Source organism: Zeimonas arvi (assembly GCF_008039575.1).
In the GTDB taxonomy this organism is placed as follows: Bacteria; Pseudomonadota; Gammaproteobacteria; order Burkholderiales; family Burkholderiaceae_E; genus Zeimonas; species Zeimonas arvi.
On record NZ_VDUY01000004.1, the window covers coordinates 190,172 to 214,907 of the forward strand.

Genomic DNA, 24,736 nt, shown 5'->3' on the forward strand with positions numbered 1-24,736 from the left:
ACGGCGCGCCGATTCGCGAGAGACTTCCTCCGGACCCGATCGCCTTCCGGCCGACCCGTTCGGCCCTCGCCCACCCGCTCACGCCCGGGAGCCGCTCGCGATGCCCGATTCCGCCGCCCGCCTTCGCGGGGCCTTGCGCGTCTCCCTGCGCGGCATGCTCGTCGCCCTGTGGGGCTTGTCGGCCATTCCGGCCATGGCCCGTGACGGGGCGCCGTCGCCCGCCGAGCTCGACCGGCTGGCCGCCGAATCGGTGCGCCGCTGGGAGTCGAGCGCTCACGGGCAGATGCTCGTCCGGATCCTGCCGCAGCGGCTGCGACCCTCGACCTTGCCCGAGCCGGCCTCGGAGGGTGCGCGCCTGACCGCGCTCTATTGCGTTCAGTGCCATCACCTGCCCAGCCCGGCGATGCACGAGGCCGGGCAGTGGGAAAAGATCGTCGAGCGAATGCTGCCGCGCATGCGCGGCGAGGGCAACCTGGGCCAGCTGATGGCCAGGATGATGCTCGGGCCTGCCGCGGAAGGCGGCGCGCCGCGGCGGCTGGCGGCGCCTACGGAGCCGGAAGTCAGGCAGATCGTCGCTTACCTGCGCCGGCACGCGCTGGCGCCGATCGGCGACGACGCCTCGTCCTTGCTCAAGCGCGAGCTGGCCGGAGACGACGGCAGGATGTTCGCGCAGGCCTGCAGCCAGTGCCACGCGCTGCCCGACCCGGCCAGCCATGCCGCCGGCGACTGGCCCGAGGTGGTGCAGCGGATGCAGGGCTACATGCAGTGGATGAACCGGGTGGCCGGCGGTCGCGCCGATCCGCGCGAGCCGCAACTCAGGCCGGCCGCGATCACCGCCTTCCTCCAGCGGCACGCGCGCCCGCTCGCATCGCGCTGATCCCGGCGCCCGCGATCAGCAGGCTGCCGGCGATCGTGGCCGGCCCGGGCAGGTCGCCCCAGAAGATCCAGCCGAGCAGCGCCGCCCACACCAGGATCGAGTAGTCGAGGGTGCCGGCCTGGCCCACCTCGACGCCGCGCAGCGCCTGCGTGTGAAGGAGGTTGGACACCGCTGCGGCGATGCCCAGCCCGGCCAGCGTGGCCCATTGCGAGGCGGTGGGCGGCGTCCAGCCCTGGAAGGCCAGCAGCGCGGCGCACAGCAGCGTGACCACCGCGTTGCCGTACCAGGCGGTGGTCGTGGCCGGGCTCGAGACCCCGAGCACGCGGGTGACCAGCACCAGCGCCACGTAGAGGACCGCCGAAGCGAGCGCGAGCCAGGCGCCGGTGCCGAGCCCGAGCCAGCCGCCGTGGCTGCCGGCCGCGGCGCCCGCTCCGCCGGGTTGCACGATCAGCAGCATGCCGGCGAAGCCGATCGCGCAGGCGAGCAGTTGCGCGGGCCGCAGCGGCTCGTTCAGCACCAGCCGGCCGGCCAGCACCAGCAGCAGCGGCGCGATCATCGCGATCGCGGTCGCGTCGGCGAGCGGCAGCTCGCGCAGGCTCAGGAAGAAGGTGGCCACGGTGCCGGCCACCAGCAGCCCGCGCAGCGTCTGCAGGCCGGCGCGCCGCGGAATGCGCACCGGCGACTCGAACCCGGCCGAGCGCGCCACGAAGACGATCACCGTGCAGGCGATCAGCCCGCGCACCAGCAGCGTCTGCGCGATCGGCACCGACGAGGCGCCCTTGGCGAGCGCGTCCATGATCGCCATGGCCAGCACCGACAGGGCGTAGAGGCACGAATGGGATAATCGCCCGATGCTGAAGTGGCTGATCACGGTGGTGCTGGCGCTGGCGCTCTTTTCGGGCCTGATGCCGGTGCTGCGTCGCTTCGGGATCGGCAGGCTGCCCGGCGACTTCGACTTCATCCTGTTCGGCCGTCGCTGGTCGATCCCGCTGATGTCGACGATCCTGCTGTCGTTGCTGGCGATGGGCCTGGCTCGCCTGCTCTGAGCAGCGCGTCTTCCACCGCCCGCACGCGGGCCTGGTGGAGCCGTTCGCGGATCGTCTTCGGCGGGCCCGCCCTGGCGATCGCGCCGGCGTCGATCGCGCGCATCGCGTCGGCGGCCAGCCTGACCCGCGCCAGCGCGGGGTTGCGGTGCACGATGCCGCAGGCCTCCAGGACCCGCTCCATGCGTTGCGCGCGGCGCAGGCCGTCCATGCGCTCGACCACCCGCACCAGGCCTTCCACGTCCAGCGTGTCGGCGATCTCGAGCACCGGCAGCTCGGCGGCGACCAGCCGCGCGACGTCGCGGCAGTCGGTCGGCGCGCGCAAGCGTTCCGCGATCGCGTCGGCCCGTTCGCCGGGGTCGCGCCGATGGCCGGGTCGCTTCGGGTCGTCGGCCGCGGCCACGCCGTGCAGCAGCACGGCGAAGCGGACCGGCAGCGAGGCCCCCGCGGCCGCGGCGGCGTCGAGCGTGCCGGCCATGCCTTCGTGCCAGACCTCCTCGAGCTCGGGAGCGATGCGCTCGAGCGCGCCGCACTCGCGCAGCACGGCGATCATCCGGGAAGGGTGCGTCTCCATCAGGCCGCGCGACAGCTCCTGCCAGACCCGTTCGGCCACCAGGTGGTCGGCCTCGCCCTGCGCGACCATGTCGCGCATCAGCGCACGGGTCTCGGGCGCGATCGTGAAGTCGTGGAAGCGGGCCGCGAAGCGCGCGATGCGCAGGATGCGCACCGGGTCCTCGCCGAAGGCCTCGCTGACGTGGCGCAGGACGCGCTCGCGCAGGTCGCGCAGGCCGTTCCAGGGGTCGATCAGCGTGCCGTCGGCGTCACGCGCCATGGCGTTGATCGTGAGGTCGCGCCGCTTGAGGTCGTCCTCGAGCGTGACGTCGGGCGAGAACTGCACGACGAAGCCGCGATAGCCGCGTCCCGACTTGCGCTCGGTGCGGGCCAGCGCGTATTCCTCGCGGGTGTCGGGGTGCAGGAAGACCGGGAAGTCGCGGCCCACCGGCTGGAAGCCCTGCGCCTTCAGCGTCTCCGGGGTGGCGCCGACCACCACCCAGTCACGGTCCCGGACCGGCAGCCCCAGCAGCTCGTCGCGCACCGCGCCGCCGACGCAGTAGACCTGCATGCGAGCGGCTTGTCCGCGCTCAGCGATGCGCGCGGGTCCGGGTCACCCCGATCCGCGCGTTGCGATCCGCCGTCCAGCGCGGCATGAGCGCCGCCAGCGCGGTGAGCCGCACACCCAGCTCGGGCGCGACCGGGCCCGAGGCCACGTTGTCGATCGACATCGAGTCGTAGTTGTCGCGGGACATCAGCGTGGGGCCGGGTGCGAACTCGAGGAACAGGGCCTGGGCGCGGCCCAGGAAATCGTTCAGGCCGATGACCGGGCGTTGCACGCCGGCCAGTCCGCCCGCGAGCTTCACCAGCTCGCGCAGCGTGTACACGTCGGGGCCCGCGAGCTCGTAGCAGCGGCCCAGGGTGGCCGGCTCGTCGAGCGCGTTGGCGAAGGCCCGCGCGACGTCGCCCACGAAGACCGGCTGGAACTTCGCGCCAGCCCGGCCGACCGCCATCACCGGCAGCCATTTCTGCAGCCCCGCGAACAGGTTCAGGAAGCGATCGTCGGGACCGAACACCACGGAGGGCCGCATGATGGTCCAGCCGCCCAGGCCGCTCTCCCGGACCGCGCGCTCGCCGGCGGCCTTGGAGCGCAGGTACATCGACGGCGCGGTCTCCTCTCCGCCCTCGGTCACGCCGAGCGCCGACATGTGCAGCAGGCGGTTCACGCCGGCGGCGACGCAGGCGGCGGCGACGCGCCTCGGAAGCTGGACGTGGGCCCGGTCGAAGCCGGGCCCCCAGGGCTTGCCACGGCGGTCGTGCAGCATGCCGACCAGGTTCACCACCGCGTCGGCCTTGACGGCCAGCGTGGCGAGATCGTGGTCGCGGTGCACGTCGGCCTCGACTACCTCGACAGTGGGCAGCGAGAGCAGGCGGCGGGCCGCCATCCGGTTGCGCGTGGGCACCACGACCTGCTTGCCGCGGGCCGCCAGCTCGGCCACCAGGTGGCCGCCGATGAAGCCCGATCCGCCGATCACCAGCACCCGCGAATGACGCATGTCCGAATCCTGAGAAAACGAGAAAGAGAGAGTGTCCGGCGGAATGGCCGCGAGAGGAAGCCTCGATTCGAGGGTCGCTCAGGGCACCTCGCTCTGCGTGGCCGGCTGCGGCGTGATCGTGCCCAGCCTGGCCTTGAGCGACTGCGGCTTCCCGCTGAACAGCTCGGCGTAGATCACCGCATTGGAGAGCACCTTCTTCACGTAGTCGCGCGTTTCCGAGAACGGGATGATCTCCGCGAAGATGGCGCCCTCGACCGGAGCGGGCAGCGTGGCGCGCCAGTTGAGCGGCCGGCGCGGCCCGGCGTTGTAGGCGGCCGATGCGAGCACCGGCGAGCCGTCGAGCTTGTCGAGCACGGTGCGCAGGTAATAGGTGCCGAACTGGAGGTTGGTCTGGAGCTCGTTGAGCTGCGACACCTGGAAGCGGTCGACGCCGAGCTTGCCCGCGATCCAGCGGGCGGTGGCCGGCATGATCTGCATCAGCCCCTGCGCGCCGGCCGAGGAACGGGCGTCCATGATGAAGCGCGACTCCTGGCGGATCAGGCCATAGATCCAGGCCGGGTCGAGCTCGCGCTCGGCGGCGACCGGCTCGAGCTCGTCGATGAAGGGTGTCACGAAGCGCAGCGAGAAATCGTGCTCGGCCCGGGTGAGGTCGGCGGTGTTCACGCAGCGGTCGAGCACCCGCTGCCGGCAGGCGAACCCGGCGGCAGCCAGCAGCTGGCGGTCGTTCATGCCGCGCAGCTGGTAGTTCCACTCGCGATTGCCCTCGAGCCGCAGGCCGATCTCGTAGAAGCGCAGCGCGCGGGCGAAGCCCGGATTGGCGGCTGCCGCGGCGATCTCGGCCTCGCTGGCGCGCTGCGCGCGCGGCGGCGTGCGGACGAGCTCGCCGAGCTCCTCGGCGGCGAGTTGTCCGTAGAAGTGGAAGCCGCCGGCGACCTTGCCCAACCGTTCGCGGCCGCCTTCGATGTCGCCGGCGGCGAGCAGCGCCCGGCCCTCCCAGTAGGCCCATGCCGGGTCGTTGCGGCCTTCCTCGCTCATCCGCGCGACGATCGCGCGCAGCGTGGGCCACTGCTGCTCGCGCAGCGCGGCGCGGGCCATCCAGGCCAGGGTCTCGTCGCCCACCCGCGCGTCGAGCGCGCGGCGCGTCCATTCGAAGGACTCGGACGCGAGCCGGCGCATGCCGGCGGCCGCCACCTGCGACCAGGCGAAGGCGAGGTCAGGGCCCTTCAGCGGGGCACGGCCTTCCTCGAGCCAGCGGGCCGCTTCCTGCGGATTGCTGCGGGCGTAGCGGGCGATCGCGATCAGCGTGTGCTCGCGCCCCGAGGACTTGGCCAGCGCCGCGAGCGGGCGGGACCAGGCGTTGGCGATCGCATCGGCGTCCAGGCCGAGCAGCGTGGCGGTGCGCTCGACGCTGTCGCGCGAGTCGACCTCGAGCGCCGCCAGCATGCGTTGGCGCACCCGCTCGCGGTCGATGCGGCCGGTCTCGTGCATCGCTTCGAGCAGGTCGCCACAGCCGTCGCGCAGATGGCGGGGTTCGTCGATCGCGGCGAGCGCGCCGTCGGCGGCGAGCTTGCGTTCCACGCGGCCCAGCCAGTGATAGCAGTGGACCTGGTCGTCGTCGCGCAGCACCCAGGCCGCGTATTCGGCGTCGAACGGCTCCCAGTTGCGGCGCTTGCCCAGGTCCATCAGCCAGTCGCGGCGCATCAGGTCGGCCACGACGGTCCCTTCGTGCTCGACCAGGAAGCGGCGCACCTGCCGGTCGGCCGCGCTGGCGCTGGGCACCGGCGAGGCCTCCTGCTTGCGCAGGTCCATCCGGACACGCCAGAAGTCGATGTACCTGGCGAGCAGGTGATCGGGTTCGACCAGGCGGGCGGCCGCCTCGAAGCGGGCGGCGTCGTTGCGCACGAAGGCGCGGCGCGCCTCGGCGACGGCCTCGTCGGCGCTCAGTGCGCGGGGCGCCTCGGCGGGCTTCTTGGCGGGGGACTTCGCCAGCCCCGGAACCTGGGCGGCGGCGAGGAGGAGGGCGATCGTGCCTACAATCGCAAGCTGCGCGATCCGGTGTTTCATCGCCTTGTACTGGTACGACTGCTCGGGACAACTGACTTGCGATCGAGGATAACACGGGGGGGCGACGCGTCGGAGCCGTCGGGCGGCGGCCGGAGCGGGCTGCGCAGCGCCTTGCTGACCGCGCGCAAGAAGATCCCCGACACGCAGCGCCGCGAGCTCGATGCGGCGATCGCACGGCGCCTGCTCGACTGGCTCGATGTCGACGGCTGGGCGCCCGGCGTGATCGGTCTGTGGTGGCCGCTGGCCGGCGAACCCGATCCGCGCGGCATCTTCGGCGAGCTGGTCGCGCGCGGCTGGACGATCGCGTTGCCGCGGGTCGTGGCTCGCGACCGGCCGCTGGCCTTCGGGCGCTGGCGACCGGGCATCGCAATGGCCGAGCAGGCGCACCGGGTCATGGTGCCCGAACCCTTCGAGACGGTCCGCCCGGCGCTGGTCGTGGCGCCCTGCGTGGGCTTCGATCCGTCCGGATGGCGGCTGGGCTATGGCGGCGGCTACTACGACCGCACGCTCGCCGCGCTGGACGTGCCCGCGGCGGGCGCGGCCTACGACTGCTGCGAGGTGGCGCTGGAGCCCGAATCCCATGACCGGCGCCTGCAGGTCATCGTCACCGAATCGAGGCTGCTTCGCTGCGGCTGAGCAGGCTGGCCTCGTCGTGACGGCGGCACCAGTCGGCGACCGCCTGTGCGGGCAGCGCCGGCGAGAAACTGAAGCCTTGTGCGCGATCGCAGCCGGCCGCGGCGAGCATCGCCGCCACACGAGGCGATTCGACCGCCTCGGCCAGCACGCGCAGGCCGTAGGCGTGCGCCAGCCCGATCAGCGCGCCCACGGTGCGGCTCGGCGTGTTCCTTTCGGAGGATTCGAGCTCGCGCACGAAGCTGCGGTCGATCTTCAGTTCGTCGAGCGGCAGCTTGCCGAACCAGGCGATCGACGAATAGCCGGTGCCGAAATCGTCGAGCGACAGCCGGCAGCCCAGCGCGCGCAACTGCCCCATGAACTCGATGGCAGGCTGCTCGTTCTGGGCGATCGCCGACTCGGTGAATTCGAGCGTGAGACGCTCGCCCGGCACGCCCCAGGTGGCCAGCGCGTGCGAGACCAGCATCGGGAAGGCCGCGTCGGACAGCACGGTGGGCGACAGGTTGACCGACACCGACAGGTCGAGCCCCTGGCCTTCCCAGCGCTTCTGGTTGCGCAGCGCGTTGTTGAGCACGAACTGGGTGAGCGCGCCCATCATGCCCCGCTCCTCGCAGACCGAGGCGATCAGCGCGGGATTCACCGCGCTGCCGTCGGCGCGGTTCCAGCGTATCAGCGATTCCAGCGCCACGCAGCGCCCGCTCGCCAGGTCGATCTGCGGCTGGAAGTGCACGTCGAGCTGGTTTGCGTGCAACGCGGCGCGCAGGTCGCGCTCGAGCTCGTCGCGCCGGATCAGCGCCGCGTCGTCGTCGAGCCGCGAGATCAGCAGCTGGTTCTCCTGGGTGCGCGCCCTTGCGCAGGCCTGCGAGGCGGCGGCGACCATGCTCATCGGATCGGCGAGCGTGCGCATCGTGGTCCACGCGCCGCCGATCACCGGGCGCAACTGGACCACGGCCGGGCTTCCGTCGGCGCGCCGAGCGCGGATCGGACGCTGCAGCGTGTCGTGCAGCGTCTGCCCGGCGAGCTCGGCCAGCGATTCGTCGGCCAGGTCGCCCAGCACCAACCAGAGCTCGTCGTTGGCCACGAAGGCGTAGCGGTCGGCGGGCCCCAGCATCGACTGCACGCGGCGCGCGACTTCGGCGAGCACGTACTGGTTCGATGCGTCCTGCGCGAGCGCGGCAAGGCGATCCGAACGATTCAGCGCCACCACGAGCAGCGCGGTCCGTCCGGACGCGCGCGCGCCGCAGCGCGCGGCGAGCATTTCCAGCAGTGCTGCCGGCGCGATCCGCGGCGACGCGCGCTTGCGGCCCGGGGCGTCGCCGGCGCCGTCGCGCGGCGCGTCGCTGCGATCAGGCGACATCGCGGCCCGGCATGAACGCCGTCAGGTCGATGCGGCCCAGGTCGAAGGCGCTGGCGGGCAGCCCGCGCGCCACGCGCAAGGCGTCCGGCGGGCTGCCGCGGTGAAGCGAAGGCAGCTCCCTGGGCACGGGTGCGCCCAGCGGTTCGCGCGCCGCATCGGAGATCGCGAGGACCCGCGGCTCGAGCCGGCGGATCCGGTTGTGGCCGATGACCACGGCGATCTCGCCGCTCGACAGCTCGACGATGCTGCCGACCGGGAAGATCCCGATCGCCTGCACGAACTGCTCGACCAGCGCCTCGTCGAAGGAGTTGCCGGCCCACTCGTACAGGCTCATCATCGCTTCCTGCGGCGCCAGGGCCTCGGCGTAGGGGCGCGGCGAGACCAGCGCGGCGAAGCTGTCGGCGATCGCGGCCAGCCGTCCCCAGAAACTGATCTCCTCGCCCTGCAGCCCCTTCGGGTAGCCGGAGCCGTCGAGGCGCTCGTGGTGCTGGGCGACGCCGGCCCTGACCTCGGCGGCCAGCGGGCCGCTTCGCTCCACCGCTTCGAGGCCCAGCCGGACGTGTTCCTTCACGATCGTGTGCTCGCTCGCCGAGAGCATGCCCGGCTTCTCGAGCAGGGCGCGCGGCAGGCGGGCCTTGCCCGCGTCGGCGAGCAGGCCGATCGTGGCGAGCGCGCGCAGGGTCTCGCGATCCAGGCCGATCGAGCGGCCCACGGCAAGCAGATGCAGGGCCACCGTCAGCGCGTGGCGGGTGTCGCGGCTCGCGGCCCCGCCGACCCGGGCCGCCCAGGCGGGCGCGTCGGGGTTGGCGATCATCGCGGCCACCAGCAGCGTCACGCTTTCGTGGAGCGGCCCGACGGGTGCGTCGCGGCCGTCCCGAACCGCTTCGTACAAGGCTTCGGTGGCGTGGCCGGCCCGGGCGATCGCCGCGCGCGCGGCGGGCATGGCCTCGGCGAAGGGCTGCGGATCCGGGTGCCTGACCACCCGCGTGCCCGGGGGGAGCAGGTCGTGGACTGCCTGCAGCGAGCGCTGCTGCCAGGCGACCGGGTCGCGGTCGTCGGCGGCCATCCAGCGTCGCAGCCACCCGGCCGTGCGGCCCAGCACGCCGGCGGGGGCCTGCAGCGACTCGCCGGCGACCGCCGTCGCCCGGACGAATCGCCGGAAGCGCTCGCGGGTCTCGCTGCTCACGCGGGCGTCGGCGCGCGCCTTGGGCGCAGGCGAGGCGCGGCGCTCCTGCCTGGCCTCGCCGCTGCGCTTCGGCAACTCGAGGCGGACGGTGGTCTCCGAGCGGCGCGGCGATGCCACCAGCGGCGCATCGGCCAGCTCCGCGTCGCGGATCCGGCGGGCCAGCGTCGGGTCGGAACGGTCCGGGTCGACGTAGACGTAGCGGCAATAGCGGCGCAGCGTCTCGAGTTCGATCGGACTGTCGACGAGGAAGCCTTCCAGCAGGAAGGGCGTGTCGAGCCACGGGCGGTCGAGCTCGACCACGTACATGCCCGACGCGAGCTGGCCGACGCCGACCCGGAGCTTCCGGGTGCCGGTCGAGGCGCGGGCGAGGGTCGGGGTATCCATGTAGTGGATGTTAGCCAAGCCCCGATTCCCGGGAACCGGCAGCGGGCCGGCCGCCGGGCCGGCGGCGATCCCGCCCGACGAACGGCGGCGGCGCCGTTGCGGGCGCGTCATGCCCGCGGAGCACCCCGCGCGCCGGCCGCGCCGGCCGGCCTCAGCCGCGCAGGCGCAGCGCCTGGACGATCCGCTCGGCGGCGTCGGCCTGGTTCAGCGTGTACAGGTGCAGGCCCGGCGCCCCGCCTTCGAGCAGGCGGCTGCACAGCCCGCAGACGACTTCCAGCCCGAAGGCGCGGATCGACGCGAGGTCGTCGCCGTAGCCGGCCAGCCGCATCCGGATCCAGCGCGGGATCTCGGCGCCGCAGGCATCCGAGAAGCGGGCCAGCTGGACGAAGTTGTTGATCGGCATGATGCCGGGGACGATCGGCGCGCTCACGCCCGCGCGCTGCGCATCGTCGCGGAAGCGGAAATAGGCGTCGGCGTTGTAGAAGTACTGGGTGATCGCCGAGTCGGCGCCGGCCTTCATCTTGGTGACGAAGGCGCGAAGGTCGTCGTCGGCCGAGCGCGCCTGCGGGTGCACTTCCGGATAGGCCGCCACCTCGATGTGGAAGGCATCGCCGCTGCGCGCGCGGATGAAGGCGACCAGGTCGCTCGCGTAGCGGAAGTCGCCGGTGTCGACCATGCCCGAAGGCAGGTCGCCGCGCAACGCCACCAGCCGGCGGATGCCACGGGCGCGCCAGGTGTCGAGCAGCTCGGCGACCGATTCGCGGGTCGCGCCGATGCAGGACAGGTGCGGGGCCACCTGGCGGCCCTCGGCGGCGATCTCGTCGACGGTGGCCATCGTCTTGTCGCGGGTGGCGCCGCCGGCGCCGTAGGTCACGCTGAAGAAGCTCGGCGCGAGCGCGGCGAGCCGGGCCCGGACCTCGCGCAGCTTGCGCGCGCCCTCGGGCGTGTTCGGCGGGAAGAACTCGAAGCTCAGGTCGACCGCCTGGGCGGGGGATGGAATCTCGGTCATTTCACTTCGTTCGATGCTTTCACTGCGTGGAGGAAGAATTCCCGGTTGCCGTCGCCGCCCCGGATCGGGCTGTCGTGCCAGCCGCGCGGCGCGAGTCCTGCCGCCCGGGCCGCGGCCTCGATGCGCTGGCGCACCTCGGCGTGGCGCGACGCGTCGCGCACGATGCCGCGCGAGTCGACGCCGCCCGGGCCCACCTCGAACTGGGGCTTGACCAGCGCGAGCAGGGTGCCGCCCCCGCGGAGCAGGGCCGCGGCGGGCGCGAGCGCATGGGCCAGCGAGATGAAGCTCAGGTCGGCGACGACCAGGTCGAAGCCGGCCGCGGGCAGCGCGGCCTGCAGGGCCTCGCCGGCCGTTTCGGGCAGCCCCCGCACGTTGACGCCCTCGAAGGCCGCGACGCGCGGATCGGCCTGCAGCGACGGATGCAGTTGCCCGTGCCCCACGTCGACGCCGACCACGCGCGCCGCGCCCGCCTGCAGCAGGCAGTCGGTGAAGCCGCCGGTGCTCTGCCCGAGGTCCAGGCAGACCAGCCCGCGAGGGTCGACGCCGGACGCCGCCAGCGCGCCCTCGAGCTTGAGCCCGCCGCGCGACACGTGGCGCGGCCGGGCCGAATCGTCGACCAGCAGCTCGGCATCGTCGGCGAGCTGGGTCGAGGGCTTGCCCACCGGCTCGTCGCCGCCAGCCGTTCGCATGCGGACCGCGCCCGCGTCGATCAGCTCGCGCGCACGGGTGCGCGAGGCCGCGAGGCCCCGCGCGACCAGCAGCTGGTCGGCGCGCACGATGGTCCGGGGCCGGGTCGCCGCCTGCCGGCCGGGGCTCAGTAGCGGTAGCTGTCGGGCTTGTACGGGCCCTCGACCGGCACGCCGATGTAGCCGGCCTGCTCGGTCGTGAGCTCGGTGAGCATCGCGCCCAGTTTCTTGAGCTGCAGCCGCGCGACCTTCTCGTCGAGGTGCTTGGGCAGCACGTAGACCTTGCCGCGCTCGTAGTAGTCGCGGTGGCTCCACAGCTCGATCTGCGCGATCACCTGGTTGGCGAAGGACGAGCTCATCACGTAGGACGGATGGCCGGTCGCGCAGCCCAGGTTCACCAGCCGGCCCTCGGCCAGCAGGATGATCCGCTTCTCGGGCTCGCCGCCCCTGGCCGGGAAGATCACGTGGTCGACCTGCGGCTTGATCTCTTCCCAGCGGCAGTGCTTCTTGAGCCCGGCGACGTCGATCTCGTTGTCGAAGTGGCCGATGTTGCAGACGATCGCCTGGTCCTTCATCCGCGCCATGTGATCGAAGGTGATCACGTCGCGGTTGCCGGTGGCGGTGACGAAGATGTCGGCCTTGTCGGCCGCGTAGTCCATGGTCACCACGCGATAGCCTTCCATGGCCGCCTGCAGCGCGCAGATCGGGTCGCACTCGGTGATCCACACCTGGGCCGACAGCGCGCGCAACGCCTGCGCCGAGCCCTTGCCCACGTCGCCGTAGCCGGCCACGACCGCGACCTTGCCGGCGATCATCACGTCGGTGGCGCGCTTGATGCCGTCGACCAGCGACTCTCGGCAGCCATACAGGTTGTCGAACTTGCTCTTGGTGACCGAGTCGTTGACGTTGATCGCGCGGAAGGCGAGCTCGCCCTTGGCCGACATCTGGTACAGGCGCTTGACGCCGGTGGTGGTCTCCTCGGTCACGCCGACGATCGCGTTCAGCTGCCGCTCGTACCAGGAAGGGTCCTTCGCGAGCTGGCGGCGGATCGACTCGAAAAGCTCGACCTCTTCCTCGCTGCCGGGGTTGGCGAGGAGGGACGGGTCCTTCGCGGCCCGGGTGCCCAGGTGGATCAGCAGCGTGGCGTCGCCGCCGTCGTCGAGGATCATGTTCGAGGGCTGGCCGTCGGCCCAGTCGAAGATCCGGTGCGTGTAGTCCCAGTACTCGGCCAGCGACTCGCCCTTGTGGGCGAAGACCGGGATGCCCGCGGCGGCGATCGCGGCCGCGGCGTGGTCCTGGGTCGAGAAGATGTTGCACGAGGCCCAGCGCACCTGCGCGCCGAGCGCGGTGAGCGTCTCGATCAGCACGGCGGTCTGGATCGTCATGTGCAGCGAGCCGGTGATGCGCGCGCCCTTCAGCGGCTGGCTGGCGGCGTATTCCTCGCGGATCGCCATCAGGCCGGGCATCTCGGTCTCGGCGATGCGGATTTCCTTGCGGCCCCAGCCGGCCAGCGAGAGATCGGCAACGCGGAAATCGCCGGCGGCGACCGCGGCCTTGTTGGTATCGAGAACGGCGGACATGAATCACTCCATCTGGGTGATCCGTCTGGCAGCGGGCGATCGCGGTCGGCTGGGCGCGGCTCGTTGCGGCGCTCGCCCGGCCGGGCCCGTCTGCCGTGACGAAATCACGGTTAGACGAGCGCCGTTCGGTGGATCGGTCCCGAGCCTGGCGGCGCGCGGGGGAAACCGGCGACCGTTGCAGCGCTCCTCGGGAGAGTGGCGGATTATACCGTCGCTTCCCGGCCGATCGCGCAATGCCTTGCCCGGCACCAGGCGACGAAGGCTTCGGGCGGCAGCGCCGCCGCGAAATGCCAGCCCTGGGCGAGGTCGCAGCCGGCCTCGCCGAGCGCGGCCAAGGTGGCCTGATCCTCGACGCCCTCGGCGACCGCCTGCATGCCGAAGGCGTGGGCCAGAGCCACCAGCGAGTGGACGATCTTCCGGTCGGGGGCCTCGGTCGTGATGTTGCGCACGAATGCCTGGTCGATCTTGAGCTCGTGGAACGAGAACCGGCGCAGGTAGGTGTAGGGCGAGTAGCCGGTCCCGAAGTCGTCGATCGACAGCCGGCAGCCCAGCTCGCGCAGCGCGGACAGGGACTCGGCCGCGGCGCGTTCGTCGCGGATCAGCGCACTCTCGGTCAGTTCGAGCGTGAGCTGCGCGGCCGGCACGTCCCAGGTGTCCAGCGCCTGCGACACGACCATCGGCAGCGTGGGATCGGACAGCGTGGTCGCCGACAGGTTCACGCCCACCGAGACCGGCAGGCCGGCGCCGCGCCACTGGGCGAGATGGCGCAGCGTGGTGTTCAGCGTGAAGCGCGCCAGCTGGCCGATCGTCTCGCGCTGTTCGCAGATCTCGATGATCCGGGCCGGGCTGACCCGGCTTCCGTCCGGGCGTCGCCAGCGGATCAGGGCCTCGGCCGCCTCGCAGCGGCCGGACCGGACGTCGACCTGCGGCTGGAAGTGGACTTCCAGCTCGTTCCACTCCAGCGCGTGCTCCAGCGCGCGGGCCAGGCTCTCGGGCGCCTCGCGCACGACGGTGGCGTCCGCGAGCCGGCGGATCGCCGGACGCGGGCTGGCGCCGGCGTTCTCGCGCCGGGCCGCGTCGGCGGCGGCGAGCAGCGCAGCGGCGCCGATTCCCGCGGCGGCGGGCGCGCAGGCGCCGCCGATCACCGGCAGGATGTCGATGCGCCACGACGATCCGTCGGCGAGCGCGACAGGCTGCTCGAACAGGTCCTGCAGCGAGCCCGCGGCAAGCTCCGCGACTGCGCCGTCGGGCAGGGCGGCCAGCATGATCCAGAGCTCCTCGCGCGCCACGAAGGCGTAGCGGTCGCCCGCGCGCAGCACCCGGCGCATGCGGCCCTCGATCTCGGCGAGCGCCTGCCGGGAGACTTCCGGCGGCGCGAGCGCAAGCCTGCGATCGCGCGTGTGCAGCGCGATCGTGAGCAGGCCGACCCAGCGGGACCCCGGCGAGCCGTCGGCGCGGGCCAGGCGGCCGGCGAGACGGCGCACGAGCCCCTCCGGGGACACGCGGGCCTGGGCGAGCCCGCGCTCGGCGCGGCTCGCGAGCGGCTCAGGCGACGGCATCCGCGGACTGCTTCCCGGAATCGATCGCATAGTAGTCGGCGGGCCGCAGGCCCCAGGCGCCGCTGGGCAAGCCCCGGGCGATCCGGATCGGGCGGCCCTCGGCGTCCACCGGTTTCGTCAGGAGGTCGCGCTCGAAGGGGCGCCCGATCATCTCGCCCTCGCCGACGGCGATCACCAGCACGCGGGGCTCGAGGCGGCGAACCTGGTTGTGCGCCAGCACGACCGCGATCTCGCCGTTGCTCAGCTCCACCAGCCCGCCGACCGGAAAGACGCCGATGGCCTGGACGAACTGCTCGACCAGGGCTTCGTGGAAGGAGCCGCCGCTCCACTTGTAGAGGTTCAGCATCGCATCCTGCGCGGACATCGCCTTGGCATACGGCCGGTCGATGGTGAGCGCCGCGAAACAGTCCGCGATCGCGGTCATGCGGCCGAAGATGCCGATCTCCTTGCCCTTCAGGCCTGCCGGGTAGCCGGTGCCGTCCATCCGTTCGTGGTGCTGCAGGATGCCCTGGACCACCTTGTCGTCGAGCTTCATGCTCTTGCCCAGCGCGTCGAGGCCCAGCTGCACGTGGAGCTTGACCATGTCGTGCTCCGAAGGCGTGAGCAGGGCGGGCTTGTCCAGCAGCGCGCGCGGCACGCGGATCTTGCCGACGTCGGCCAGCATGCCGATCAGCCCCAGCCGGACCAGGTCCTCGCGCGGGAACCCGATCTGCCGGCCGAGCGCGATCAGGTGCAGGGCCACCCTCAGGCAGTGCATGTAGGTGCGCTGGTTGTGCGAGCGCATCCTGGCCACCCACAGCATCGCGTCGGGGCACTCGATCATGCTCTCGACCAGGCCGTCGGCGACCTCCTCCACGTCGCGCAGGCTCGGGCGCGCGTCGCCGCGCAGGTCGCGCATCAGCGCGCCCAGCATGTCGACGCCGCGCGCGAACGTGGACTGGGCGCGCGGCAGCTCGGCCTGGATGGGGCGCGGCGCCGCGTAGCGCTCGAGCTTCTGCGAAGGCGGGATCTGCAGTTTCGCGGCCAGCGCCGCCTGGGACAATCGTTCCTCCGCGCTCGCTTCGGGCGCGGCCGGGCGGTCGAACCAGCGCCGCATGCGGCCGAGCAGCGATGTCGGCTCTCCGGTTCGACCGCCGGCGTCGCCGTCCTGGCCCGGGCCGGAGCGTCGCGCCGCGGCGGCGCCGCGCTGCGCAGGCTCGCGCGCCTTCTTCCTGTCCAGCGCCGCCGCCCTGACCGCCGCCGCCACCGACTCGCTGGAGCGCTGGAGGTCCACGTAGGCGAGGCGGGTGTGCTGGCGCAGCGCCAGGATCTCGCGCTCGGTCCGAACCAGGAAGCCTTCCATCACGAAGGGCGTGTCGAGCCAGGGCCGGTCGATGTCGGTCACGTACATCCCGACCGTGACGGCCTCGATCGGCAGCAGGTAGCGTTCGAGGGAACGGGCGAAGCGTGTCGCGCTCATCGTGTGCCGCCTCCGCGGATCAGATCGGGATGTCCGGCACCTGCAGCCCGTACGCGCCGGCGCGCGCGCCGCGGGCGATCCGGACCTTGAGCCCGCGGTAGATCTCGTCGGGGCTCTGCGCGCCGCCGCGGCCGGGCACCGGCCGCAGCGGGCCCTTGTCGGGGGCTGTGAGCACCACGAGCCTGGGGTGCAGGCGCGCGCCGGCGTTGCGGTCGATGACGACGGCGAGTTCGCCGCGCTCCAGCTCGACCAGCGAGCCGACCGGGTAAGGGCCCAGCATGGCCACGAACTGCTCGACCAGGTCGGGGCAGAACAGGCGGCCCGACCAGCCGAGGAGCGCAGCCAGCGCGTTCTCCGGGGCGAGCGCGTTGGCGTAGGCCCGGGACGTGGTCAGCGCGGCGTAGGTGTCGACGATCGCGGCCATCCGGCCGTGAAGTCCGATCGCGCCGCCGCCGAGCGCGCCCGGATAGCCCGATCCGTCCAGCCTCTCGTGATGCTCGGCAATGCCGCGCATGACGTGCGGCGGCAGGCTTCCGGCGTTCTCGATCATGTCGAGGCCCAGCGACACGTGCTGCTTGACCAGCGCGAACTCGACCGGGGAGAGCATGCCCGGGTGCTCGAGCAGTTCGCGGGGCAGCAGGGTCTTGCCCGCGTCGGCCAGCAGGCCGACGGTCGCAAGCTCCAGGAGGGTTTCGCGCGGCATGCCGAGGTGCCTGCCGAACTCGGCGAGCAGCGTGGCATCGGCGATCGCGGGCACCCAGAGGCTGCTGCGCTGGCCGTGGATGGCGGTGAGCCAGCGGGCCGCGTCGGGGCATTCCAGGACCACCGATACCAGCGAATCGGCCGCGCCCAGGAGGGCCCCCAGGTCGAGGCCGTGCCCCTGGCGCACCCGGTCGAAGGCCGCGAAGACCTGGCGCTCGGCCGCGGCGAACGCCGGGCGGGCGTCAGGCAGGGCGTCGGCCAGCTCGATCGGGTCGGGCCAGCGGATCTGGCCGGCCGGCGCGCCGAGCCGGGCGGGCCGATTCGGCCGGCCCGTGTCCTCGGGACCGGAAGTCGATCCCCCGAGGCGGGCCTTCAGCCGGTCGAGGAAACCGCTCGGAGCGGCTCGCTGTAGGTCGATGCCGGTCCCCTCGTCCCGCGGCGGCGACTCGGCAAGGACGGGCGCGCAGGTCGCGGCGAGCTCGCGTACCCGGCGCAGCTGGCCCGACGTGAACCGGATGTCGTCGCGTGTGCGACTGGCCGGCCGTCGCCAACCCGGACGCAGGCTCGCGACCGGGGGCGCCGATCCGGGAAGCCGCGTGGCGGCCGCGGCCCGGAGCTCGTCCTGGACGCGGGGCTCCGAGAAACCCGCGTCGACCACGACTTCGTTGCATTGCGCGCGCAGGGCCGCGAGTTGCTCGACGGCCTCGACCAGCAGACCATGGCCGGGGAAGGGCGTGTCGGTCCAGGGGCGGTCGAGCTCGGCGACGAACATGCCGATCCGCAGGCGGTCGGCGGGAATCCGGAAGAGTCCCGAATCCGGGCTCCTGCCGGATGCGATCTCGATCGTTTCGGGTTCGGCCTGCAGGGTGTGGGTCGTCATCGGACGAGTCGGCTGAAGCGCTTCGGCATGGAGGTCCGAACCTAGTGGCGCGGCGGGCTTGCCTCAAAGCTTCGCTGCCGACCGGCAGTGGTTCCGCCACCGAACGGCAGGTTCCGGCCGGGCGCGGACCGCCGGGGCTGTTGCGCCGACGCATCGCGTCCGTGTTGCTCGCGGTCAAGCGAACCCCGGACGCGATGCATCAGAATCTGCGCGAATCGGGCGAATCGGGCGAATCGGGCGCGTCGTGGGCGAGGGGGCCGAATGCGGATCGTGAACGGGGGCTGCGCCGCGCTGGCGCTGTGTCTGGCGGCTTCGCTCGCGGCGCCGGCGATGGCCGCCACCGACGAGAACACGCGCGTCCACCACCGTCTCGCCGAGCCGGGGCCGCGCCAGGCGCCGCTCAAGCTGCTGGTCCTCGCGCCCCGGATCGACGTCCACGAACTGTCGGCCGGCGGCGTCACGCAGAAGGTGCCCGACCTGACGCGCCGGGCCAACCAGCACTTCGAGGCGGTCCTGAGCCAGGTGCTCGCGGGCCGCGCGGACCTCGGCACGGTCCCGATGCCCAGGCTGAGCGACGACGAGCAGGACGAGCTCGACGATCTGGTCGCGACCTTCGACGTCGTCGTGGCCGAGGGCTTCGCGAACACCCGTCCGGGACTGGCCGGGTGGGAGGATCGTGCGGCGCGCTTCGACTACACGCTGGGCTACGGCCTGCCCTGGCTTCGCGAGCGAACCGGCGCCGACTCGCTGATGGTGACTTTCGGCATCGACTACCAGAGCACCGGCGGCCGAAAGGCGATGACGGTGCTCGGCGCGCTGGTCGGGATAGGATTGCCGACCGGATTCGCGCGGGTGCGCTGCGGCCTGATCGACCTCGCCACCGGCGACATCCTCTGGCTTCACTCCGAGGGCATCCGCAGCGGCAACCTCACCGAAGAGGCGACGATGCGCGAGGTCGTCGAGAAGACCTTCGCGTCGCTGCCGCGCCCGGGCGCGCAGCGCTGAGCGGTCCAGCGATGTCGTCACGGCTTGCAGCGCCGCTGGTCGCGGCCCTCGTTGCGCTCGCCGCGCCTGTGGTGCCGGGGGCGGCCGGCGCGACCGAGGTCGAGCCCTTCGGCGCGCCGCCCGACCCGGCCGCGCTGGTCGAGGAGGAGCGGCGGGTCTGGTCGGCCGGCGACGACCTCGACCGTTCGATCCGCAGGGCCCGCAACCTGGTCCGCGACGAGGCGCTGCTCGCCTACGTCGGGTCGGTCCTCGACGGCCTGTACCCGGACTTCCGCGGCACGATCGTCCTGAAGGGCGTCCTGCGCGACGCGGACCCGAATGCCTTCGTGCTGCCCAACGGCAGCGTCTACCTGACCCTGGGTCTCGTCGGCGTGCTGGGCAGCGAGGCCCAGCTGGCGGTGGTGCTCGGCCACGAGGCGGCACACTTCGTGCACCGGCACGGCTACCAGCAGATGTCGAGCGCGAAGTCGATGAGCGCCTTCGGCGTCGGGCTCACCGTGCTGACCGGCGGCATCGGCGCGATCGGCAGCCTGGCGCTGGCCGGCGCGTTCTACGGCTACTCGCGAGACCACGAGCGCGAGGCCGATCGCGCCGGCTTCGAGCGCGTCGTGCGTGCCGGCTATCCGCCGCAGGCGGGCGTCGAGGCCTTCGAACGGCTGGCTGCCGACGCGAAGCTGTATGACCGCAAGCAGCCGACCTTCTTCGCGTCGCATCCGTCGATGCTCGAGCGCACCGAGGCCTTCCGGGAGCTGATCGCCGCCTTGCCCGCGGGGCAGGGCGCCGGGCAGGGCGCCGGGCAGGGCGCCGGGCATGCCGCGGCGACCGGCAACGCGGCGCCGGCGGCCTCGGCGGCTGATCCCGACCCGGCACGCGTGCTGCGCTACCGGCAGGCGACTGCGCGCGCGCGGCTCGAGTACCTGCGGCTCGCCGCCGAGACGGGGCGTCACCGGTCGATTGTCGCGCTGCTCGAGGCGCCGTTCCAGGCAGGCGAGGTGGAGCCGGCCGCGGCATTCTGGCTCGGCGAAGCCTATCGCTTGCGCGCCGGCGAGGGCGATCCCGACCGCGCGGTCGGCGTCTATCGGGCGGTGCTGGAACGCGACCCGGGGCAGGCGGCGGCCTGGCGCGGCCTCGCCGAAATCGAGAGGCGCGCCGGCAGGATGGCCGAGGCGGCTGATGCCTACCGCCGCTACCTCGACGGCGCGCCCGGCGCGGTCGATCGCGAGGCGATCGAGGCCGAGCTCGGGCGTCTGCAACGATCTGACGGAAGCGGAACCGGCGAGCCGGAACCCGCCGGACAGGGAGAGACGCGATGAAGGGAGTGCTGGCGCGACTGGCCGTTGCGGCCTTCGCGGTGCTGGCGGGTGGGTGCGCGACCGCGCCTCAGTGGGAACGCTACCAGGCGACGGCCGGCATCGAGAGTCCCGAGAAGGGGTTCACGCTGCAGGCGCCGGCGGGATGGCGCCGGTCCCCTGTCGAAAGCGGCGACCGCATCGTGCTGACGATGGACGGCTTCGGGATCCAGCAGCTCGTGCTGAGCCGCTTCGACGTCGACAAGGCCTTCCCGCTGACGAAGGCGAAGCCGGCGAAGGATGTCTCCCCGCGCGAGCTCGGCGAACTGATGCTCGCCGAGCTCAGGGCCAGCGAAAAGGACAGCCGAATCGAGCTGAAGTCGTCGGGCGAAACGCGGATCGACGGGCGGCCCGCGTTCCGGCTGCACCTGACCGAAAGGACCGCGCGCGGCGCCCAGTACGAGCGGATCGTCGCGGCCGTGCGCGGCGAGACGAAGATGTTCTGGACCAGTTGCACCGCGCTGGCCAGGTACTACTTCGAGCGGGCGCGGCCGGTCTGCGAGCAGACGATCGCGACGGTCAGGCTCGCCCCGCTCTGAGCCCCGAAGCCCCGTTTCTCACTTCTGTTTCGCGATGATGCGGTCGCTGATCTTGTCGTAGACCGACTGCGGGACGATCTTGCGCCGGACCAGGTCGTCCTTGCCCTTGTAGGGGCGCCCCTTGACGATCGCTGCCGCCCGGGCGGGGCCGATGCCCTCGAGCTTCTCGAGATCCTCGGCGCTGGCGCTGTTGATGTCGAGTTTCTCGGCGGCCGGCGCGCGCTGCTGCGTGGCCTGCTGTTTCGGATCGGCCGGCCCGGTCGCCGCGCCCTGCGCGAGCGCCACGCCCGACGAGAGCAGGAAGCCGGCGATGGCCGTGGCAAGGATGCTCGACAGGGATTTCATCATTGGGGACTCCACTCCGGTTGGGGCGCTCGGCGCTAAACTGCCAACATGAAGCGAATCTCGGATATCCGCAAGAGCTACGAGCGCGGCGAACTCGACGAAACCCACGCAGCCGACGATCCGCTTCGCCAGTTCCAGGCCTGGCTGCACGAGGCGATCGAGGCCGGCCTGCCGGAGCCCAACGCCATGACCGTGGCCACCGTCGGGCCCGACAACCGGCCGTCCACGCGGGTGGTCCTCATCAAGGACGCCGACGAGCGAGGCATCGTCTGGTACACGAACTACGAGAGCCGGAAGGGGCGCGAGCTGGCGGGGAACCCCTTCGCGGCGCTGCAGTTCCACTGGGTCGAGATGGAGCGGGTGGTGCGGATCGAAGGTCCGGTCGACCGGGTCGAGGGCCCCGAGGCCGATGCGTACTTCGCGTCTCGTCCGCTCGCTTCCCGGATCGGCGCCTGGGCCTCCGAGCAGAGCCGGCCGATTTCATCTCGCGCGGTGCTGGTCAGGCGCGCAGCGGAGTTCGGTTTGAAGTTTGGCACCCATCCGCCCAGGCCGCCGCATTGGGGCGGCTTCAGGCTGGTGCCCGATCGCTGGGAGTTCTGGCAGGGTCGGCCGTCGCGCCTGCACGACCGGCTGGTCTACCGACGCGAAGGCGAGCACTGGCTGAGGGAGCGGCTCGCGCCCTGACCGGGTTCCGCGCCGCTGCAAGGGGGCGGGCTGGCGCAGGTCAGTGCAACTGCGCGCGCAACAGCTCGAGCAGGGCCCGCGGCAGGACCGCCAGCGGATTGTTCTCGCGGCGCAGTTCCGCGGAGAGCTCGCGCAGTTGCGGCGCCAGGCCCACCAGACCGGCCAGCGCTTCTTCGTCGCCGGCGCGCGAGAGCTGTTCGAGACGGCGCGCGATCAGCGGCGCGCACATCGTGCAGACCTTGACGTCTTCCGGCGCCACCGGATCCGGTTGCTCGCAGCGGGCGGCCAGCTTCACCAGCGCGAGACGCGTGGCCATCCTGATCCGGGGTTCGCCCGACAGGGTTTCGGACAGGTCGGCAGCCGACAGCGCCCCGGGCAAGCCGGGGACGCCGTCGAGCAGGCGCGACACAGCGTGGAGGACCGGATTCATGCCCGCATTGAACCGCGGCAAGGCGGTCGCGGCCTTGATCCCCATCATTTCCGGCGGCAAATGCCCAATGAATCTGGGGAAATCATTGATCGAAGCCGGCCGCTTCCGGATGATCCGCGCTTTCCCTCAAGGGGAGTAGCTACGGACCGGAGCTCGCCGGTCCGAGGTCGATCCGGTCAATCCGGGCGGAGCCCTCCGCCCTCGGATCGCACCCGGTGAAACGCGTTCCGCACCACGCGCGCGTCCCGCTGGCAAGACCTTGAAGACGTCGTCCGGCTCCGGCCGGCGGTGGGCCATCGCGTGGGGGCCCGGCGTCTTTACGGGTCGGCTTGCCCGCGCCGGTTCCTTTCGATGCGAATCTCGGATCCCGCTTCCGGGCCGGTCGGCGCGTGCGCGCGCCCCGGCCGCTGCCCGCCGCGCCCGCGGCGACTGCATTCACTCCTTTCTCCCGTCCTGATCGCCGGGCTGCTCGGCTGGGGCGGCGCCCAGGCCGAGGCGCCCCGATTCACGCTGGAGCAACTCGTCGATCGGGCCCGGGTCGAGAGCCCGGCCATGGCGGCGGCTCGCGCCGAGGCGCTCGCCGCGCGCGCGGGCATCGCCACCGCGCGCGCCTATCCGAATCCCGAGCTCCAGGTGGGCCGTTCGAACTCGGACGCGCGGCTCGCGGGCGCTCCGGCCGGGAGCGGCAGTTCGATCGCGATCACCCAGCGCCTGGAGTCCCCGACCCTGCGCGACGCCAGGGGAAGGGGCTCCGAGGCGACGGCGCAGGCGGCGGAACTCGCGGTGCGCGCCACCGAGCAGGCGCTGGTGGCCGGCGTCAAGGTCCGGTACTTCGACCTGATGCGGGCGCGGGAGCTGGTGGCGGCCGCGCGCCAGGAGCTCGGCCTTGCCGAACTGATCCGTGATCGGGTGGCGGTCCGGGTCTCCACCGGCGAGGCGCCGCGCTTCGACTTGATCCGGGCGGAGACCGAAGCGGCTCGCGCGCGGACCGCGCTGGCGCAGCGCGAGGGCGAACTCTCCGCCACGCGCGCCCGCTTGCGGGAGCTGGTCGCGCCTTCCTTGCCCGCGTCCTTCGACGTGACGGGCGACTTCCAGGCCGCGTTGCCCCCGGCCGATCCGGCGCTGCTGGCGGGCGACGTGGTCGCCGCGCATCCGGAGCTGCGAATTGCCGAGGCGGAGCGCGAGCGGGCGCGCTGGCAGCTACAGGTCGAGCGCGCGAGCCTGATGCCCGGTGTGGACCTGTTCCTCGCGCGCGAGCGCACGCCCGACCTGGACACGACACGCGCCGGCATCGGGGTGCGGATCCCGCTGTTCGACCGGCGAGCCGGGCCGATCGAGGAAGCCCGCCAGCGCCAGCTGCGTGCCGACGCCCTGGCCGAGCAGCGCCGATTCGAGCTGCAGCAGCGCCTGCAGGCCGCCTGGCATCGCTACGAGACCGCGCGCTCGACGGTGGCGGCACTCGAGAACGGCGTGCTCGAGAAGGCCGAGGCGGCGCTGGGGGTCGCCGAGTCCGCCTACCGATTCGGCGAGCGCGGAATCCTCGAGTACCTCGACGCGCAGCGGCAGTTCCGCCAGCTGCGGACCGAACTCATCGCCGGCCGCTTCGAGGCCTTCGCCGCGCAGGCGGAACTCGAGCAGCTCGCGTCCTCTTTCTTCCGTGGAGACTGACATGCATTCGCGCTGGATCGATCGCTCCCTGGTTCCGGTCGTGGCGGTGCTGGCCCTCGCGGCCTGCGGCGGGCCCGAGAACCTTCAGAAGCCGCCCGCCGCGGCCGATACCGCGAGTTCGCCGGCGGCGGCGCCCGCGCCCGACCTGGTGCAGCCCTCGGAGGGTGTCGCGCGCTACCTGGAAGTCGGTCAGCCCGCCGAGCGGGTGGTTCGCGAGACGCTGCGAATCCCCGGGCGGATCGAGACGAACGAGGATCGCACCGCCCGGGTCGGCGCGCCGATCACCGGGCGGATCACCGCGATCCACGCGGTCGTCGGCCAGCAGGTCCGCAAGGGCGACCTGCTCGCCGAGATCAGCAGCCCCGAGCTGTCGACCGCCCAGCTCGCATTCCTGAAGGCCCACTCGTCCGAGCAGCTCGCGCAACGCGCGGCCGAGCGCGCGCGCCTGCTGCTGGACGCCGGCGTGATCGGCGCGGCCGAGCTGCAGCGCCGCGACAGCGAACTGTCCATCGCGCGCGCCGAGACGCGCGCCGCCCGCGACCAGTTGCGCACGCTCGGCCTGTCGGCCGGGTCGATCGATCGGCTGATGGGCACCGGGCAGATCCTGGCTGCCGCGCCGATCACCGCGACCAAGAACGGCACGATCATCGATCGCCGCGCGACGCTGGGGCAGGTGGCGGCGCCGTCCGACGAGCTGTTCACGATCACCGACCTCCGCGCGCTGTGGGCGGTGGCCGACGTGCCCGAGAAGGACGTGCGGCACGTCGGGCCGGGCCAGCGGGTGGTCCTGGAGGTGCCTTCGCTCGGCAATCGCGAGGTCGAGGGCCAGGTGTCGCGTGTCGCCGACCTGGTCGACCCGCAGACGCGCACGGTCAGGGTGCGCATGGAGCTGGCCAATCCGGCCGGCGACTTCAAGCCCGCGATGCTCGCCTCGATGCGCCTGGCGGGCGAAGAGAAGCGGCAGGTGGTCGTGCCCAAGACGGCGCTGGTCAGGGAAGGCAATCGCGACCAGGTCTTCGTCGCCGAGTCGTCCGGGGCCTTCAGGCTTCGTCCGGTCACCGTGGGCCCCGAGGACGGCGAGAACCGGATCGTGCTCGACGGGCTGTCGCGCGGCGAGACGATCGCGGTGGCCGGCGCGTTTCATCTGAACAACGAGCGCCGCCAGCTCGCGAACGGGGGGCGCTGACCG

The 24,736-nt window shown here is 72.6% G+C and carries 24 protein-coding genes and 1 riboswitch; of the genes, 10 read left to right on the forward strand and 14 right to left on the reverse strand.

The window, feature by feature from the left end; translation table 11 throughout:
* Positions 1 to 100: 100 nt before the first annotated feature.
* Positions 101 to 877 carry a hypothetical protein gene (locus FHP08_RS11190; RefSeq protein WP_147704541.1) on the forward strand — a complete coding sequence of 259 codons (777 nt, stop codon included), beginning with the start codon at positions 101 to 103 and terminating at the stop codon, positions 875 to 877.
* On the opposite strand, the gene FHP08_RS11195 is transcribed toward FHP08_RS11190, so the two are convergent.
* A complete protein-coding gene (locus FHP08_RS11195; protein WP_225879112.1) occupies positions 831 to 1,748 on the reverse strand; it encodes a DMT family transporter in 918 nt (305 codons plus the stop codon). The two genes, FHP08_RS11190 and FHP08_RS11195, sit on opposite strands and share 47 nt — an antisense overlap.
* Between FHP08_RS11195 and FHP08_RS11200 the strand changes: the two genes are divergently transcribed.
* Complete coding sequence (locus FHP08_RS11200; RefSeq protein WP_147704543.1) at positions 1,729 to 1,923, forward strand: DUF2905 domain-containing protein; 195 nt, start codon at positions 1,729 to 1,731, stop codon at positions 1,921 to 1,923. The two genes, FHP08_RS11195 and FHP08_RS11200, sit on opposite strands and share 20 nt — an antisense overlap.
* Here the strand turns inward: FHP08_RS11200 and FHP08_RS11205 are convergent.
* The 3 genes from FHP08_RS11205 to FHP08_RS11215 all read right to left on the reverse strand — a co-directional run bounded on the left by FHP08_RS11205 (position 1,835) and on the right by FHP08_RS11215 (position 6,092).
* Positions 1,835 to 3,043, reverse strand: a complete 1,209-nt coding sequence (locus FHP08_RS11205; RefSeq protein WP_147704544.1) for a multifunctional CCA addition/repair protein — start codon at positions 3,041 to 3,043, stop codon at positions 1,835 to 1,837. The genes FHP08_RS11200 and FHP08_RS11205 overlap by 89 nt on opposite strands.
* Before the next feature lie 19 nt (positions 3,044 to 3,062).
* The gene (locus tag FHP08_RS11210; RefSeq protein ID WP_147704545.1) at positions 3,063 to 4,028 is read right to left on the reverse strand and encodes a complex I NDUFA9 subunit family protein; all 966 of its coding nucleotides are present in this window, start codon (positions 4,026 to 4,028) and stop codon (positions 3,063 to 3,065) included.
* A 78-nt stretch (positions 4,029 to 4,106) separates the two neighbouring features.
* Positions 4,107 to 6,092, reverse strand: a complete 1,986-nt coding sequence (locus FHP08_RS11215; protein WP_147704546.1) for a lytic transglycosylase domain-containing protein — start codon at positions 6,090 to 6,092, stop codon at positions 4,107 to 4,109.
* A 36-nt stretch (positions 6,093 to 6,128) separates the two neighbouring features.
* On the opposite strand from FHP08_RS11215, the gene FHP08_RS18455 reads away from it, so the two are divergent.
* On the forward strand, positions 6,129 to 6,728 hold the full coding sequence (locus tag FHP08_RS18455; RefSeq protein ID WP_187272266.1) for a 5-formyltetrahydrofolate cyclo-ligase: 600 nt from the start codon (positions 6,129 to 6,131) through the stop codon (positions 6,726 to 6,728).
* Here FHP08_RS18455 and FHP08_RS11225 read toward each other — a convergent pair.
* The 8 genes from FHP08_RS11225 to FHP08_RS11260 form a co-directional block, all read right to left on the reverse strand.
* Positions 6,697 to 8,082, reverse strand: coding sequence for an EAL domain-containing protein (locus FHP08_RS11225; protein WP_147704547.1), 1,386 nt, complete (start codon positions 8,080 to 8,082; stop codon positions 6,697 to 6,699). The two genes, FHP08_RS18455 and FHP08_RS11225, sit on opposite strands and share 32 nt — an antisense overlap.
* Positions 8,072 to 9,652: an HD-GYP domain-containing protein gene (locus tag FHP08_RS11230; RefSeq protein ID WP_187272267.1), complete on the reverse strand. Its 1,581-nt coding sequence runs from the start codon at positions 9,650 to 9,652 to the stop codon at positions 8,072 to 8,074. The genes FHP08_RS11225 and FHP08_RS11230 overlap by 11 nt, the downstream gene beginning before the upstream one ends.
* Before the next feature lie 151 nt (positions 9,653 to 9,803).
* A complete protein-coding gene (metF, locus tag FHP08_RS11235; RefSeq protein WP_147704549.1) occupies positions 9,804 to 10,661 on the reverse strand; it encodes a methylenetetrahydrofolate reductase [NAD(P)H] in 858 nt (285 codons plus the stop codon).
* Positions 10,658 to 11,437, reverse strand: a complete 780-nt coding sequence (locus FHP08_RS11240) for a TlyA family RNA methyltransferase (RefSeq protein ID WP_187272268.1) — start codon at positions 11,435 to 11,437, stop codon at positions 10,658 to 10,660. Before FHP08_RS11240 ends, metF begins: the two co-directional genes overlap by 4 nt.
* Before the next feature lie 38 nt (positions 11,438 to 11,475).
* A complete protein-coding gene (gene ahcY, locus FHP08_RS11245; RefSeq protein WP_147704550.1) occupies positions 11,476 to 12,927 on the reverse strand; it encodes an adenosylhomocysteinase in 1,452 nt (483 codons plus the stop codon).
* 109 nt (positions 12,928 to 13,036) lie between these two features.
* Positions 13,037 to 13,122, reverse strand: a riboswitch (S-adenosyl-L-homocysteine riboswitch).
* An 8-nt stretch (positions 13,123 to 13,130) separates the two neighbouring features.
* Positions 13,131 to 14,486, reverse strand: coding sequence for an EAL domain-containing protein (locus FHP08_RS11250; protein WP_187272269.1), 1,356 nt, complete (start codon positions 14,484 to 14,486; stop codon positions 13,131 to 13,133).
* On the reverse strand, positions 14,473 to 15,945 hold the full coding sequence (locus tag FHP08_RS11255) for an HD-GYP domain-containing protein (RefSeq protein WP_147704552.1): 1,473 nt from the start codon (positions 15,943 to 15,945) through the stop codon (positions 14,473 to 14,475). Before FHP08_RS11255 ends, FHP08_RS11250 begins: the two co-directional genes overlap by 14 nt.
* A gap of 19 nt (positions 15,946 to 15,964) precedes the next feature.
* Positions 15,965 to 17,527 (reverse strand): HD-GYP domain-containing protein, encoded by a 1,563-nt coding sequence (locus FHP08_RS11260; RefSeq protein WP_147704553.1) that lies wholly within the window; start codon positions 17,525 to 17,527, stop codon positions 15,965 to 15,967.
* Positions 17,528 to 17,788: 261 nt separating this feature from the next.
* Between FHP08_RS11260 and FHP08_RS11265 the strand changes: the two genes are divergently transcribed.
* The 3 genes from FHP08_RS11265 to FHP08_RS11275 are packed head-to-tail and all read left to right on the forward strand — an operon-like array spanning position 17,789 to position 20,420.
* Positions 17,789 to 18,532, forward strand: coding sequence for a hypothetical protein (locus FHP08_RS11265; RefSeq protein WP_147704554.1), 744 nt, complete (start codon positions 17,789 to 17,791; stop codon positions 18,530 to 18,532).
* Positions 18,533 to 18,543: 11 nt separating this feature from the next.
* Complete coding sequence (locus FHP08_RS11270; RefSeq protein WP_147704555.1) at positions 18,544 to 19,845, forward strand: M48 family metallopeptidase; 1,302 nt, start codon at positions 18,544 to 18,546, stop codon at positions 19,843 to 19,845.
* A complete protein-coding gene (locus FHP08_RS11275; RefSeq protein ID WP_147704556.1) occupies positions 19,842 to 20,420 on the forward strand; it encodes a hypothetical protein in 579 nt (192 codons plus the stop codon). Before FHP08_RS11270 ends, FHP08_RS11275 begins: the two co-directional genes overlap by 4 nt.
* Positions 20,421 to 20,438: 18 nt before the next feature.
* Here the strand turns inward: FHP08_RS11275 and FHP08_RS11280 are convergent, their stop codons facing one another.
* A complete protein-coding gene (locus FHP08_RS11280) occupies positions 20,439 to 20,765 on the reverse strand; it encodes a ComEA family DNA-binding protein (protein WP_147704790.1) in 327 nt (108 codons plus the stop codon).
* 48 nt (positions 20,766 to 20,813) lie between these two features.
* On the opposite strand from FHP08_RS11280, the gene pdxH reads away from it, so the two are divergent.
* On the forward strand, positions 20,814 to 21,449 hold the full coding sequence (pdxH, locus tag FHP08_RS11285; protein ID WP_147704557.1) for a pyridoxamine 5'-phosphate oxidase: 636 nt from the start codon (positions 20,814 to 20,816) through the stop codon (positions 21,447 to 21,449).
* 40 nt (positions 21,450 to 21,489) lie between these two features.
* On the opposite strand, the gene FHP08_RS11290 is transcribed toward pdxH, so the two are convergent.
* Complete coding sequence (locus FHP08_RS11290; protein WP_147704558.1) at positions 21,490 to 21,879, reverse strand: hypothetical protein; 390 nt, start codon at positions 21,877 to 21,879, stop codon at positions 21,490 to 21,492.
* On the opposite strand from FHP08_RS11290, the gene FHP08_RS18460 reads away from it, so the two are divergent.
* From FHP08_RS18460 to FHP08_RS11300, 3 genes are all read left to right on the forward strand, one after another.
* Positions 21,878 to 22,018, forward strand: a complete 141-nt coding sequence (locus FHP08_RS18460) for a hypothetical protein (RefSeq protein WP_187272270.1) — start codon at positions 21,878 to 21,880, stop codon at positions 22,016 to 22,018. The two genes, FHP08_RS11290 and FHP08_RS18460, sit on opposite strands and share 2 nt — an antisense overlap.
* 212 nt (positions 22,019 to 22,230) lie before the next feature.
* On the forward strand, positions 22,231 to 23,547 hold the full coding sequence (locus FHP08_RS11295) for a TolC family protein (protein ID WP_147704559.1): 1,317 nt from the start codon (positions 22,231 to 22,233) through the stop codon (positions 23,545 to 23,547).
* 1 nt (position 23,548) lies between these two features.
* The gene (locus tag FHP08_RS11300; RefSeq protein WP_147704560.1) at positions 23,549 to 24,733 is read left to right on the forward strand and encodes an efflux RND transporter periplasmic adaptor subunit; all 1,185 of its coding nucleotides are present in this window, start codon (positions 23,549 to 23,551) and stop codon (positions 24,731 to 24,733) included.
* The last annotated feature ends 3 nt before the right edge of the window (positions 24,734 to 24,736 follow it).

Bases quoted from the DNA above. Each gene is read 5' to 3' on its own strand.
- FHP08_RS11190 (WP_147704541.1), top strand. From the start codon at position 101: ATGCCCGATTCCGCCGCCCGCCTTCGCGGGGCCTTGCGCGTCTCCCTG.
- FHP08_RS11200 (WP_147704543.1), top strand. From the start codon at position 1,729: ATGCTGAAGTGGCTGATCACGGTGGTGCTGGCGCTGGCGCTCTTTTCG.
- FHP08_RS11205 (WP_147704544.1), bottom strand. From the start codon at position 3,043: ATGCAGGTCTACTGCGTCGGCGGCGCGGTGCGCGACGAGCTGCTGGGG.
- FHP08_RS11210 (WP_147704545.1), bottom strand. From the start codon at position 4,028: ATGCGTCATTCGCGGGTGCTGGTGATCGGCGGATCGGGCTTCATCGGC.
- FHP08_RS11215 (WP_147704546.1), bottom strand. From the start codon at position 6,092: ATGAAACACCGGATCGCGCAGCTTGCGATTGTAGGCACGATCGCCCTC.
- FHP08_RS11225 (WP_147704547.1), bottom strand. From the start codon at position 8,082: ATGTCGCCTGATCGCAGCGACGCGCCGCGCGACGGCGCCGGCGACGCC.
- FHP08_RS11230 (WP_187272267.1), bottom strand. From the start codon at position 9,652: ATGGATACCCCGACCCTCGCCCGCGCCTCGACCGGCACCCGGAAGCTC.
- metF (WP_147704549.1), bottom strand. From the start codon at position 10,661: ATGACCGAGATTCCATCCCCCGCCCAGGCGGTCGACCTGAGCTTCGAG.
- ahcY (WP_147704550.1), bottom strand. From the start codon at position 12,927: ATGTCCGCCGTTCTCGATACCAACAAGGCCGCGGTCGCCGCCGGCGAT.
- FHP08_RS11250 (WP_187272269.1), bottom strand. From the start codon at position 14,486: ATGCCGTCGCCTGAGCCGCTCGCGAGCCGCGCCGAGCGCGGGCTCGCC.
- FHP08_RS11255 (WP_147704552.1), bottom strand. From the start codon at position 15,945: ATGAGCGCGACACGCTTCGCCCGTTCCCTCGAACGCTACCTGCTGCCG.
- FHP08_RS11260 (WP_147704553.1), bottom strand. From the start codon at position 17,527: ATGACGACCCACACCCTGCAGGCCGAACCCGAAACGATCGAGATCGCA.
- FHP08_RS11265 (WP_147704554.1), top strand. From the start codon at position 17,789: ATGCGGATCGTGAACGGGGGCTGCGCCGCGCTGGCGCTGTGTCTGGCG.
- FHP08_RS11270 (WP_147704555.1), top strand. From the start codon at position 18,544: ATGTCGTCACGGCTTGCAGCGCCGCTGGTCGCGGCCCTCGTTGCGCTC.
- FHP08_RS11275 (WP_147704556.1), top strand. From the start codon at position 19,842: ATGAAGGGAGTGCTGGCGCGACTGGCCGTTGCGGCCTTCGCGGTGCTG.
- FHP08_RS11280 (WP_147704790.1), bottom strand. From the start codon at position 20,765: ATGAAATCCCTGTCGAGCATCCTTGCCACGGCCATCGCCGGCTTCCTG.
- pdxH (WP_147704557.1), top strand. From the start codon at position 20,814: ATGAAGCGAATCTCGGATATCCGCAAGAGCTACGAGCGCGGCGAACTC.
- FHP08_RS18460 (WP_187272270.1), top strand. From the start codon at position 21,878: ATGCCCGCATTGAACCGCGGCAAGGCGGTCGCGGCCTTGATCCCCATC.
- FHP08_RS11290 (WP_147704558.1), bottom strand. From the start codon at position 21,879: ATGAATCCGGTCCTCCACGCTGTGTCGCGCCTGCTCGACGGCGTCCCC.
- FHP08_RS11295 (WP_147704559.1), top strand. From the start codon at position 22,231: ATGCGAATCTCGGATCCCGCTTCCGGGCCGGTCGGCGCGTGCGCGCGC.
- FHP08_RS11300 (WP_147704560.1), top strand. From the start codon at position 23,549: ATGCATTCGCGCTGGATCGATCGCTCCCTGGTTCCGGTCGTGGCGGTG.